This is a genomic window from Mediterraneibacter sp. HA8405, from assembly GCF_056148955.1.
Window position 1 is genome coordinate 1,077,340 of sequence record NZ_CM148758.1, and the last position, 12,360, is coordinate 1,089,699.

The window sequence follows — 12,360 nt, forward strand, 5'->3', positions numbered from 1 at the left end:
AGATGCTCTTATGGTTTATCCGCAAAGATAAAAACTGCGGAATAGCCAATCATAAAAAGGAGGGATGACATGGAATATAATTCAAATGCGCCCATTTATATGCAGGTTATGCGCGAGCTGAAGAAACAGATGATAAAAGGCGAGTTGAAACCAGGTCAGAAGATGCCGTCAAACAGAGATCTGGCCGTACTGTTCAAAGTAAATCAGAATACTGCGGCCAGGGTATACAGAGAAATGGAAAATGAAGGCTGCTGCTACACGAAACGGGGAATCGGTACATTTGTTTCAGAGGAGGAAGAGATGTTTGATAATTTGAAAAGTGAAATGGCAGAGGAACTTCTCAGAAATTTTATGAAGGAAATGAAAGATCTGGGATTCCGGAAAGAGGATATTATATCTCAGGTTACAGATTATAAGGAGGAACAGGAATGATACTGGAATGCAGGAATCTGACAAAAACATACAGAGGGAAAAAGGCGGTTTCAGACCTTAGTATCCGTCTGGATGAAGGAAAGATATATGGGCTTCTTGGCGAAAACGGAAGCGGAAAGACGACATGGATGAAGATGGCGGCAGGCCTGACAAAGCCGACTCAGGGAGAGATCCTTTACAATGGGCATCTGCTGGGGTACAGAGACAAAAGCGAGATTGCCTATATGTCCACGGAGTCGTTTTTCTACGACTATATGAACGTGGCAGACGTGGGAAAATATTATGCTGATTTTTTTGAGGACTTTGACAGAAAGAAATTTGAAGAGCTTGTCCGGCGGTTCGGTCTGGAGGATTCGCTGAAGACGAGGAATCTTTCCAGCGGCATGAACGCGAAACTCAGGATCGCGGCCACTTTGTCCAGAGCCTCCAGACTCTGCATGCTGGATGAGCCGTTAAACGGCGTCGACTATAAGGCAAGAGAAGATATAATTTCTCTGATTCTTGAGGAGGCGGATGAAAACAGAACTTTTGTTATCTCTACCCATCTGATTGAAGAAGTGGAGACGTTTATCGAAGAAGCCATATTTATCAGAAACGGAGAACTGGTTAAGCTTGTCAACCTGGAGCAGGAAAGAGCGGCAGGCGGAAGATCCCTGGCAGAGATCTATCTGTCGGTTATGTAAGGAGGAGAAAGATGTTAAAACTTGTGAAATATGAATGGAAGAAGCAGCGCACATCAAGGCTGGTAATCCTGGGCCTGCTTGTGGCCGGAATTATTGCATTCTGGGGAGGAATTTTATTTAAAAGCGATACGGTAACGGCTCTGAGCCTGGCTTTCCTGTATATCTTTGCCGTTCTTGTACTTTTCTATACAGGTGTGGAGAGCGTGCTTGTGTTTAACAGAGATTTAAGGACAAAGCAGAGCTACATGCTTTTTATGGTCCCGAAATCGATCTGGGAGATTCTGGGAGCGAAATTTATCTCCGCGATTCTGCAGATGCTGTTTGTATTTGCGCTGTTTTTCGCGGCAGGCAGCCTGAACCTGATGGCCGCTGTCTGGAGATCGGGAAAAATTGAAGCGCTTGTACATGTATTTGAAAATCTGATGCGGACGATTACGGAGGCGAATTTTGACTGGATGATTCTGGTGGAAGCGGCATTTATTCTGTTTCTTTCCTGGGTACTGATTATTCTGATCGGTTTTCTGGCAGTCATTCTCGCGCGTACCGTTCTGGTAAAATCCAGATTTGCAGGACTGTTTGCCTTTATTCTTTTCTTCCTGATTAATGTGGCAGTGGAGTGGGGATACCGTTTTTCCGATTTGCTGCCGCATGTAGGAGGAACCGGATATTTTGGATGGGATATCTGGAACATTCTTTATTATATCATTGTCTGCGGAGGGCTGTTTCTAGTGTCGGGATGGCTGGCGGACAGAAAACTGAGTGTGTAATTCACAGAATAAAACAGAAAGTATATATGACGGAAAAACTGCCTGAAATTTTTCGGCAGTTTTTTCTGCATAATAAAAAAGGCTGAGAAGAATAATTCTGTGCATTTTATCTGTTTTATGATAGAATGATAGGAAATCGGGCAGAGAAGGATTACGTTTTCTGTCCGTATTTACTGAAATGCAAAGAGAGGAATATACACGTATGGATATAAACCAGAAGCTGACAGAGGAACTTGGGGTAAAGAGGTGGCAGATTGATGCTGCCGTAAAACTGATTGATGAGGGAAACACGATTCCTTTTATTTCGAGATACCGGAAAGAGGCAACCGGGTCACTGAACGATGAGCAGCTCAGAAAGCTCCATGAACGCCTGCTATATCTGCGAAGTCTGGAGGAAAAAAAGGAACAGGTGCTTTCCAGCATCGAAGAACAGGGAAAACTTACTGAGGAACTGAAAGCTCAGATTCTGGCAGCGGAGGCACTGGTGACTGTGGAAGATCTGTATCGTCCTTATCGTCCGAAACGGAGAACCCGCGCGACGATCGCCAAAGAGAAAGGACTGGAGCCGCTGGCGGCACTGATCTGGCTTCAGAAGACGGGAGAACCGCTTGAGAATGCTGCCCGTCTCTATATTTCAGAGGAGAAAGGCGTGGCGACAGAAGCGGATGCCATTGCGGGAGCACAGGATATTATTGCGGAGTCTATATCAGACAATGCGGATTACAGAACATGGATCCGCCGGACGACAATGAAGAAGGGAAAAGTTGTCTCTGCAGCAAAAGATCCGGACGCGGAATCTGTTTATGAGATGTACTATGACTTTGAGGAGCCGGTATCAAAACTGGCAGGGCACCGGATCCTGGCTCTTAACCGCGGAGAAAAGGAAAAGATTCTTACTGTAAAGGTAGAAGCGCCGGAGGAGGAAATTATAGCCTGGCTGGAGAAAAAAACACTGCGGGAGAATAATCCCTTTACATCTCCGGTGATAAAAGAGGCAGTGAAAGACAGTTATCACAGACTCATTGCTCCGGCAATTGAAAGAGAGATACGAAATGATCTGACTGAGAAGGCGGAGGATGGAGCAATTCAGGTGTTCGGGAAAAATCTTCATCAGCTTCTGATGCAGCCTCCGGTCGCGGGCAGAGTTGTGCTGGGATGGGATCCGGCCTTTCGTACCGGGTGCAAGCTGGCGGTAGTGGATGAAACAGGAAAAGTAATCGGAACTACCGTGATCTATCCTACGGCACCTACTACTCCGAAGAAGATACAGGCAAGCAAGGATCTTCTGAAAAAGATCATACCAAAGTACCATATTTCTCTTATTTCTCTCGGAAACGGAACTGCATCCAGGGAGTCGGAACAGTTTATTGTGGAACTTTTAAAAGAAATACCGGAAAAAGTGCAGTATGTCATTGTGAATGAAGCAGGGGCGTCTGTTTATTCCGCAAGCAAACTTGCCAGCGAGGAATTTCCGAAATTCGATGTAGGACAGAGGAGCGCCGCGTCTATTGCCAGACGGCTTCAGGATCCTCTGGCCGAACTGGTAAAGATTGACCCGAAATCCATTGGCGTGGGACAGTATCAGCATGATATGAACCAGAAGAAGCTCAGCGAATCCCTGACCGGTGTAGTGGAGGACTGCGTCAATAAGGTGGGTGTGGATCTGAATACAGCTTCGGCTCCGCTGCTTTCCTATATTTCAGGCATCAGCGGTACGATTGCAAAAAATATCGTAGCATACCGGGAGGCAAATGGCCGGTTTAAAGACAGGAGAGAACTTCTGAAAGTGCCGAAGCTGGGGCCGAAAGCCTTTGAACAGTGTGCCGGATTTATGCGGATTCAGGATGGATCCAATCCGCTGGATGCCACAGGCGTTCACCCGGAGTCTTATGAAGCGGCGGAAAAGCTGCTTGAAAAGCAGGGCTTTACGCCGGAGGATATCAGAGAGCATCATCTTGCCGGTCTGTCCATGACCATACGGGATTATAAAAAAACGGCGGATGAGCTGGGAATCGGTGAGATTACCCTCAGAGATATTGTAAAAGAACTGGAGAAGCCGGGCAGAGACCCCAGAGACGAGATGCCGCGTCCCATTCTCCGGACTGATGTGCTGGACATGAAGGATCTGAAAGAAGGTATGGTGCTTAAGGGAACTGTGAGAAATGTGATCGATTTCGGCGCGTTCATAGATATTGGTGTCCATCAGGACGGACTGGTGCATATTTCTCAGATGACAGAGAAATACATCCGGCATCCGCTGGAAGTGGTAAGCGTAGGCGATATTGTGGATGTCAGAGTTTTGAGCGTAGATCTGAAGAAAAAGAGAATACAGCTTTCCATGAAAGGCGTGTAAACTCTGTCAGGACAGGATCAGCCTGCCAAGATCAAGGGGATGCGCGGGATAATATGTGGCCGGTATTTCGTGATTACGCGTACCCCACACCGCAAGTGCCCCGGCGGTTCCGGCACGCCCGGCACATTCCATATCCTGGGCGCTGTCTCCCACATAAAGAACCTGTTCCGGTCCGGCGCCTGCTTTTTCCATATATTTAAGCAGCGGGGCAGGTGATGGCTTATGTTCGGAAGTGTCATCCGCGCAGATAATTACAGAGAAAAAGCGCAGAAGGGAAAAAGGGCGGAAAACAAGTTCCAGCTCACTGTGAGTTCTGGAGGTGACAATGCCAAGCCCTGTCCCGGCGTCTCTCAGCTGTGTGAGCAGGGCCTCAATACCGGGAAACGGCTGGATGAGATCGGAGCATTCTTCTTCTTTTTTTACCCAGGCATCTATGACGGATGGAATAATCTCTTCTTTTACATTCAGGTGCCGGAGAACGTTTTCACTGGTCATTCCAAGAGCAAAGTTTAGTTCATCCGTCTCATACGTTGCTCCGCTGACGGTTTTGAGTGTATCTTTTAACGCCTGAAGAATGCAATGAGCAGTATTGAGAAGTGTTCCGTCTACATCGAAAACAATATGTGTATAATTCATAATGGTCTCCATTCCGCCGTTTATGGCATTTTGTATATTACTTATCACAAGTATATCACAGGAGCATGTTCAGCTGACATGAAAACTTAACAAAAATTAAAAAAAAGATAGCTCTTTCTTAAAGAATAAAAGCTATAATTGCTTTAGCACTGCAACGGAGCTGTCTGGAATTTCCGCCGTGAAAGAGGGCGGAAGACAGCTATACAGATGAGGAGAGTATTAAAATGCACAGAAGGGGAGCAAGGAGAGTTAACGGGAACGCACTTGTTTTGTGCGGACTTGTTTTTTTTGTTATAGTGGCCACTATTTTCTGTATGGCTGCAAATGCGCGGGAAGCGGCAAAAGAGCAGAAAAGAATCGCGGCAGAAAAGCAGGCGGAGGAAGAAGCAAAAGAGGCAGAGGAAGCGAAGCTTGCGGCAGTCAGAAAAGCGGAAGAAGAAAGGAAGAAAGCTTCATCGGTTCAGCCGGGTGTACCGATTGGCACAACGGAAGTGACAGATGATGAGAAGGTCGTTTATCTGACTTTTGATGACGGTCCTTCTGAGAATACGGAAGAGATTCTGAAAATTCTGGAAAAGTATAATGTGAAAGCAACATTTTTTATTACGGGAGAAGATAAAAGCCACAGATATCTGATTAAAGAAGCTTATGATGCAGGACATACGATCGGACTTCATACATATTCCCATAAATATTCCGAAGTATATGCATCAGTGGATGCGTATTTTGAGGATCTGGAAAAAATAGGGGAGATAGCGAAAGAACAGCTCGGTTTTGTTCCCTGTTTTATCCGGTTTCCGGGCGGCGCTTCCAATCTGGTTTCTGCCCAGTATTGTAAGGGGATCATGTCAGAGCTTGTAAATCTGGTGAAGGAAAAAGGATATCAGTATTATGACTGGAATCTTGACAGCGGCGACGGAGCGGGAAAAGGAAAAGATGAACTGATTAAAAACTCTCAGACAGATAAGCTTAATCATATTATGCTGCTTTGTCATGACGCCGGAGCCAAACATGAGACAGTGGAGGCCCTTCCTTCCATTATCGAATATTATCAGCAGAACGGATATGAGTTCCGGGCAATTGACCGGGAGAGCTATGTTGTGCACCATAAGGTGAATAACTGAGAGACTGCCGGGAAAACAAAGACTGCAGATACAGATTAAAGTAAGCAACAGATCAGTCCGCACCAATCACGGAAAATAATGATTTATCGACTTATACCCCTTTCTGTGCTATGATTATGAATGCATAATTATAGACAGAAAGGGGTATTTTCTATGGGAAATACGTCTGATTATAAACAGCACGGATCAGCGGGAAAAACGTCAAAACATATAAATCTGGGCCTGCTTGCCTACGGAAGGGCAGGCAAAGTGAGACAATGGAAAGCCAAATCAATCTGATTTACAAATCAGGGTTGAAGATTTTCCAGACAGTGGGTGGAAAATCTGTTGTATTTTTAATGGACAAGTTATTATCATAAAAGGTATACAAAGGGTGTTAGAATGATATCTAATATCCTAAATTACATATATTAAAGATATTAATGAAGGTAACAAAGCGGTTAAGGAGAAAAAGAATGAATGTATTTAACGAAGATACAAGAGTGAAAATTCCTGCTACAATTCAATATTTAAGGTTAGGGTATCATTATCAGTCTTTAAAAACAGATGACATTGATATTGGCTTTAACACGAAAATTTTTGTAAACAGATTTAAGCCCGCTTTGGAGAAGATTAATGGCAGAAAATTTTCTTATGATGAAATTAAGGAGATCCTTGTAAATATCCATAATTTAATTAAGAATAATGATCTGGGCAAGGAATTCTACAAATGGATTATTGATCCATTGGACAGAGTAAAGCTTATCGATTTTGCGAATATAGAGAATAACGATTTTGCTGTTGTGGATGAATTGCCTTTCAGTGTGATTAAGGGAACTGAAGAAGGTTCATTTAGGCCGGATATTACTGTATTAATCAACGGAATGCCATTGGCTTTTCTGGAAGTAAAGAAACCGAATAATGAGGGAGGTATACAGGCTGAGTTTGACAGAATGATTAATAAACGCCTGAAAAATCCTGATTACAGAAAGTTTTTTAACCTGATTCAGCTTGTCTCTTTTTCCAATAATATGGAATACGAGGAAGATGATGACGCAGAGGATGTGAAGGCAGGGTCATTTTATACAACGCCGAACGGAAACAATACAAGCTTTTCATTTTTTAGAGAAGATGATGAACTATATCATATAAATTACCAATATCAGGAAGTGACAGATGATACTGTTAAATCTGTGATGAAAGACTGCGGTTACAATCCGATGGAAACAGATACAGCAGAATTTCAAGAAAATCTGAAGCCAACGACTCCATGTAACAGATTTATCACATCTGTATTTGCTAAAGAACGTTTTCTGTATTTTATACAATACGGAATCATGTACATAAATGAAAAAGTTCCGCAAAAACATATTATGAGATACCCGCAGTTCTTTGCCACAAGAAAAATAATAGAACGGCTGGAATCTGGCGGAAAAGGTGGAATTATATGGCATACACAGGGCTCTGGGAAAACTGCTCTTGCAGCGTTTTCCAACCGTGTGGTGCGTGATTACTATGCAAAAAAGAAGGTGAGTACAAGATTTTTCTTTGTAGTTGACCGTTTGGATCTGTTGACGCAGGCAAGTGTCGAATTTACGAACAGAGGATTAAAGGTGGTAAATTGTGAGGACAAAACAGGGTTTACAAAGGAATTGAACAAATCTCTCTCTACAAATGTAGGAACAAAATCCATAGGGGAAATCTGTGTCGTAAACATTCAAAAATTTGAAGGAAAAATGCCAGAAGCAAAGAATGAATATAAGGCGAAAGTCCAGAGAGTTTTCTTTATTGATGAAGCCCACAGAAGCTATTCGACTACAGGTGAATTTTTTAAGAATCTAATGACGTGTGATTTAGATGGTGTATATATTGCTCTTACCGGTACGCCGTTGTTGTCGAAAAAAGAACGGTCTAATTTGAAATTCGGAGACTATATCCATAAATACTTTTTTGATAAGTCTATTGCCGATGGCTATACACTCAGAATTAAAAAGGAAAATATAGACACTGTTGCAAAATCAGAAATCAAAAAGAATCTGGAAATAGAAGATAACAGACTGGAAGACAAAGATGTATACGAATCGGATGCATATGTGGATGCTCTTGGGAGATTTATCGAAAAAGATTTTGTGAATTTTCGCCTTCAAAATTCAGACCCGACTATTGGCGGAATGATTGTCTGCCGTACCAATCCCCAGGCAAAAAAAGTACACGAATGGTTTCAAACAAATTCAAAAATTGTTACGGGACTTGTTATTACTGATACGAACGATCCGAAGCAGAAAAAGATCAATAAAAATAATCAGCTTGATTTTAGGGAGACATTTACTCCGGATATGTTGATTGTGAATCTGATGCTGACGACAGGATATGATGTAAAGCGTCTCAAGAAGATGTATCTTCTGAGAGGTCCTCATGCCCAGTCTCTTCTTCAGACAATCTCGAGAGTAAACAGACCTTATAAATCACAAAACGGGAAAGTATATAAGTACGGATATATCGTTGATTTTGTAGATATTGAGCAGGAATACGATAAGACGATAGAGGCGTACATTAAAGAATTGGAAGCGGACCTTAATGATAATGGAGAAAACGAAGGCTCCTTAAACGGACTTGTTATAGACAAAGAAGATATCAATAGAAAATATCATAAGTATATGAATGATCTGGAAGATATTATTTCAACGGATAATCTGGAAAGATTTTCTAAACAGCTTACTTATTATAACAAAGAAACGCTGCTCAAAATAAAACGCCTTATAAATGGCATTAAAGAGTGTCATACAGAATTTATCCTTTCCAGAGCTATGGATTATGCCGCGAACATTGATTCGCAGAAGGTCAAGAAGCTTTTGAAAGTAACACAGGAGAGAATCGATTTTATAAATCTGTCCACAAACACGGTTAGTATGATGGACGTGATTTCTAATGACGAAGTTGTAGAAATCTTATATGAGTTTATTAAAGTTAAAGTTATTATCATGGACTTGGGACAGATAACGCAGGATAATCCGAAATTTAAGCGTTTTTCAGATGTGGTCAGAAGTATACAGAACGAGATTAAAAAGAACAAAAATAAAGGCGATATCAAGATACGGAAACTTGATGAGCTGCTGCAGAAGATTTTTAATGATCTTTCCATATCAGATCTGAACGATCTGGATTCCATCACAGATGAGCTGCTGGAGGCATTGGAGCGGGCAAGGAATATCAATTACGAAAATGAAAGATTGTCAAAAATTTATGGTGGAAACTATGCATTTGTAAAAACATATCAGGATGCTATAGAGACATATCCTGCTGATAAGTCGGAAATTGAAAGGACATTGGTTCTTATATACAACGCCATAGAAGATGTGATTGATAAAGAAGTCGTTATTGTACAGGGGCGAAAGAATTTTGCTGATTCTGTGAAAACAAAAGTGACCAAGACTCTGCTTAAAGAAAAATTATATGGTAAGATAAAAGGATTTTATACACAACTGTTGAATGACTTATATACAAATATTCAACTGTTTAAATGATAAAGGAGACGAAATAATGCCGGATATATTTACGCTGGAAACAAAGATAAAACAGATGATTGATGAATTGAAAGGGCTCTGCCAGACGAATGGTCTTTCTAATCAGGCAAGTGAAGAGGTAGTTATTACATCTGTGTTTCTTTATAAATTCTTGAACGATAAATTCATGGCAAATCTGAAAGATTTTGCTAATGAAATAGGGCTTAGTAGTGAAGAAGTCCTTAATGATAAGGAAGATGAGTTATCAGGTTTTTATGATTCTTATCCCCGGGATGTGGCGTTTAGGTATGAAGATACAATTGAGTGTTTAATTAATGAGGTAGGGAATGATGATTTTTATTGTCTTTTTGATGATGCTTTGGAACGCATATCTAATTATCCACGGAACGAAGAGTTTAGTATTGATACAGCGGATGGCGGAAGAAAGCCATTGTTTACAAGGATTACAGAAAATGTAGAGGTATCCAAGAGGAATAATTTTGCTAAGAATATATTTGGGATTATAAGTCAGGATAAGTTTGATTTTGGCGAAGCCTTTAAGAATAATTTTGATTTTTACAGTGCAATTTTTGAATATCTGATCAAAGACTATAATGTTGCCAGCGGGGTCTATGCAGAATATTTTACTCCGCAGGCGATTTCCAGTATCATTGCGAAAATACTGGTGAATATGACGCCGGTAGAGGACAAGATCTATGAGATATATGATCCGTCAGCAGGATCGGGTTCTCTAGTTCTTCATCTTGCAAATGAACTGGGAGAGGGCTCTTTTGGCGACAGGGCGCAGGTATATACGCAGGATATCTCAGGAAAGTCATCGCGTTTCCTTAGGATTAATATGTTGCTGAACGGACTGACAAATTCTTTGGACAATATTATTGAAGGCGATACACTGGACACTCCGGCACATTATAATATTCCTCATGAGCCGGGATCTGGAGTAAAAAAATTTGATTATATTACTTCTAATCCACCATTTAAAATGGATTTTTCTGCTACACGGGATATGATAGAACAGAAGTGGTCGGATACTGACAGATTTTTCGCAGGTGTGCCGAAGATTCCAAATAAAAAGAAAGAGTCTATGGCAATCTATCTCTGTTTCATCCAGCATATTCTCTGGAGCTTAAAAGATGACGGGAAGGCAGCGATTGTAGTTCCAACTGGTTTCATTACGGCACAGTCAGGAATTGAAAAGAAAGTGCGCCAGAGAATAGTAGACGAGCATTGGCTGAAAGGTGTGATTTCGATGCCGTCCAATATTTTCGCAAATACAGGAACGAATGTCTCGGTGCTTTTTATAGATAAATCTAATCAAGACGGGAAAATAATGCTTGTGGATGCTTCTAAGCTTGGCGAGAAGAGAAAAGAGGGAAAGAATCAGAGAACAGTCTTAAGTGAAAAGGAAGTTGAAAAAATAGAGAATACCTTTATCAATCAGGAAGTTGTAGAAGATTTCAGTGTGAAGGTATCTTATGAAGAGATTCAGGGAAAGAATTATTCCTTATCGGCTGGGCAGTATTTTGAAGTCAAGATTGAGTATGTGGAGCTGAGTCCGGAGGAATTTAACCAGAGGATGGCGGCGTATTCTTTCAGGCTTGAGAAGTATTTTGCGGAGGGAAAAAGGTTGGAAGAAGAAATTGAAGAACGGCTAGGAGAGTTAAGATATGATTGAACTTAAAGAGTGTGTTGAAATTTTAGATTCAAAAAGAATTCCTCTATCCTCATCAGAAAGAAAAAGATTAAAGAAAATATACCCGTATTATGGAGCACAAGGTATTATAGATTATGTAGAAAACTATATTTTTGATGGTGAATATATTCTAATTGCGGAGGATGGAAATAATTTAAAATCTTTGCAGCAAAATATTGCAACATGGGTAGAAGGAAAGTTCTGGGTTAATAATCATGCACATATTTTAGGTAAGAAAAAAGGGTACAATTTGCGATACATATATTATTTGCTGAGTATCTTAGATTTGAGGGGATATATTACCGGATCAGCACAACCTAAATTGAATCAAGAAAATTTAGCAGGTATACAACTTCAACTCCCAAATATAAACAGACAAAATAAAGTCGCACAAATTCTCTCCTGTATTGATAATAAAATAGAAATTAATAATAAAATAAATTCTGAGCTTGAGGTAATGGCAAAAACAATCTATGATTACTGGTTTTTGCAATTTGAATTTCCTAATGAAAAAGGGAAACCTTATAAATCATCGGGCGGTAAGATGGTTTGGAATGAAGAGGTGAAAAGAGAAATTCCAGATGGGTGGAAGGTAAAAAAGGTTGAGGAAACCTGTACTACATTACTAGGAGGAACGCCGAATACAAAAAAGGAAGATTTTTGGAATGGGAACATTCCGTGGTTGAGTTCGGGGGAATTAGAATCTTCCTTGGTGTTGCAATCAGAAAAAAAGATAACAGAACTTGGCAAGGAAAATTCAGCGACTGCCTTTGCACCAAAAGGAAGTGTTTTGCTTTCGATTACTCGTTATATTAGACCCGCAATATTGGGGATAGATGCTTGCTTTAATCAGTCGGTAGTTGCAATAATTCCTAATGAGCAATACCATACAGCTTTTTTATACCCTTTTTTACTATCACAAGTTGATAGATATATGTCATTACGAACAGGCGCTCAACAGCCTCACATTAATAAAGAAATAATTGATAAAACGCATATTATATGCGTGCCTGACAAGGTGTTGAAGAAATATTATGAAGCAACAGAAATAATATATGATATATGGTTAAATTTAGAGAAAGAGAATGATGAACTTACATCTCTTCGAAATTTTTTACTCCCACTACTGATGAACGGACAAGTTAGCTTTAAGGAATAACTTAGGAGGA

General features: G+C 40.8%; 9 protein-coding genes. 8 read left to right on the forward strand and 1 reads right to left on the reverse strand.

Translation table 11 applies throughout. The annotated features are described in order from the left end of the window. Positions 1–69 precede the first annotated feature (69 nt). From AC0QUU_RS05080 to AC0QUU_RS05095, 4 genes are all read left to right on the forward strand, one after another. Positions 70–432 (forward strand): GntR family transcriptional regulator, encoded by a 363-nt coding sequence (locus AC0QUU_RS05080; RefSeq protein ID WP_474544967.1) that lies wholly within the window; start codon positions 70–72, stop codon positions 430–432. After that, positions 429–1,115 (forward strand): ABC transporter ATP-binding protein, encoded by a 687-nt coding sequence (locus tag AC0QUU_RS05085; RefSeq protein ID WP_474544968.1) that lies wholly within the window; start codon positions 429–431, stop codon positions 1,113–1,115. Before AC0QUU_RS05080 ends, AC0QUU_RS05085 begins: the two co-directional genes overlap by 4 nt. A gap of 11 nt (positions 1,116–1,126) precedes the next feature. Further along, positions 1,127–1,882 (forward strand): ABC transporter permease, encoded by a 756-nt coding sequence (locus tag AC0QUU_RS05090; protein ID WP_474544969.1) that lies wholly within the window; start codon positions 1,127–1,129, stop codon positions 1,880–1,882. Positions 1,883–2,084: 202 nt separating this feature from the next. Further along, entirely contained in the window at positions 2,085–4,235 is a 2,151-nt protein-coding gene (locus AC0QUU_RS05095; protein ID WP_474544970.1) for a Tex family protein, read from the forward strand. A 6-nt stretch (positions 4,236–4,241) separates the two neighbouring features. Here AC0QUU_RS05095 and AC0QUU_RS05100 read toward each other — a convergent pair whose 3' ends face one another. Continuing rightward, positions 4,242–4,871, reverse strand: a complete 630-nt coding sequence (locus AC0QUU_RS05100; protein WP_474544971.1) for an HAD family hydrolase — start codon at positions 4,869–4,871, stop codon at positions 4,242–4,244. 224 nt (positions 4,872–5,095) lie between these two features. Here AC0QUU_RS05100 and AC0QUU_RS05105 point away from each other — a divergent pair, with 224 nt between their 5' ends. The 4 genes from AC0QUU_RS05105 to AC0QUU_RS05120 all read left to right on the forward strand — a co-directional run bounded on the left by AC0QUU_RS05105 (position 5,096) and on the right by AC0QUU_RS05120 (position 12,350). Then, the gene (locus tag AC0QUU_RS05105) at positions 5,096–5,995 is read left to right on the forward strand and encodes a polysaccharide deacetylase family protein (RefSeq protein ID WP_474544972.1); all 900 of its coding nucleotides are present in this window, start codon (positions 5,096–5,098) and stop codon (positions 5,993–5,995) included. Between the two features lie 455 nt (positions 5,996–6,450). Continuing rightward, a complete protein-coding gene (locus tag AC0QUU_RS05110) occupies positions 6,451–9,498 on the forward strand; it encodes a DEAD/DEAH box helicase family protein (RefSeq protein WP_474544973.1) in 3,048 nt (1,015 codons plus the stop codon). 16 nt (positions 9,499–9,514) lie between these two features. Beyond that, positions 9,515–11,173 carry an N-6 DNA methylase gene (locus AC0QUU_RS05115; protein WP_474544974.1) on the forward strand — a complete coding sequence of 553 codons (1,659 nt, stop codon included), beginning with the start codon at positions 9,515–9,517 and terminating at the stop codon, positions 11,171–11,173. Continuing rightward, positions 11,166–12,350, forward strand: coding sequence for a restriction endonuclease subunit S (locus AC0QUU_RS05120; protein ID WP_474544975.1), 1,185 nt, complete (start codon positions 11,166–11,168; stop codon positions 12,348–12,350). The genes AC0QUU_RS05115 and AC0QUU_RS05120 overlap by 8 nt, the downstream gene beginning before the upstream one ends. Positions 12,351–12,360 lie beyond the last annotated feature (10 nt).